The 939-nt window shown below is 69.8% G+C and carries 2 protein-coding genes; both read left to right on the plus strand.

Going from position 1 to position 939, the window contains the following annotated elements; all coding sequences use genetic code 11:
* The coding region (locus tag ACNAW0_RS30460; protein ID WP_416291495.1) for a transposase at positions 1-253 on the plus strand (253 nt) is incomplete at its 5' end.
* Positions 250-939 (plus strand): IS3 family transposase (locus ACNAW0_RS30465; RefSeq protein WP_416291496.1); only part of this gene is annotated, 690 nt, incomplete at its 3' end. The genes ACNAW0_RS30460 and ACNAW0_RS30465, both read left to right, overlap by 4 nt.

Raw genomic sequence — 939 nt, forward strand, 5'->3', positions numbered from 1 at the left:
TCGTCGGGATCCGGCGTCCGCGGTCGGAGCGATCCGTCGGATCGCTGGTCAGCTCGGGGTTCATCCGGAGGCGTTGCGCACGTGGGTGAAGAAGGCCGAGACCGACGCCGGTGACCGGCCGGGCACCACCAGCAGCGACGCGGAACGCCTCGCCGCGTTGGAACGGGAGGTGCGTGAGCTGCGGCGGGCGAACCAGATCCTGCGCTCCGCGGCGTCTTTCTTCGCGGCGGAGTTGGACCGTCCGTCGCGATGAAGGTCGAGTTCGTCGACTCCCAGCGGGAGCGACACGGTGTCCAGCCGGTCCTGCAGGCGCTCGAAGACACGCCGGCACAGATCGCACCGTCGACCTACTACGCCGCCAAGACCCGCCCCGCCAGCGCCCGCTCCCGGCGCGATGAGGAGCTGACCGCGGTGATCGAGCGGATCCACGCGGAGAACTACGGCGTCTATGGGGCACGCAAGATCTGGCACGAGCTGCACCGACGCGGTGTGCGGGTGGCCCGGTGCACCGTCGAGCGGCTGATGCGCGAGTCCGGGCTACGCGGGCTGCTGCGCGACAAGTCACCGCGCACGACCCGGCCGGCGGCCGAGACCAGCCGACCCGCTGACCTGGTCAAACGTGACTTCACCGCAGCCGGCCCGAACCAGCTGTGGGTCGCCGACCTGACCTACGTGCGCACGAGTGTGGGCTGGGTGTACGCCGCCTTCGTCCTCGACGTGTACTCCCGCATGATCGTCGGCTGGCAGGTGTCCACGAGTCTCTACACCGACCTGGCTCTCGACGCGCTGAAGATGGCGATCTGGCGCCGCGAAAATCAAGGCGCTGACCTGGGCGGACTGGTCCACCACTCCGACCGTGGAGTCCAGTATCGAGCGATCCGCTACACCCAGCGGCTCGCCGAGGCCGGCGCCGTCGCCTCCGTCGGCTCCAAGGGCGAC

The organism is Micromonospora sp. SL1-18, from assembly GCF_047921505.1.
Lineage (GTDB): Bacteria > Actinomycetota > Actinomycetes > Mycobacteriales > Micromonosporaceae > Micromonospora.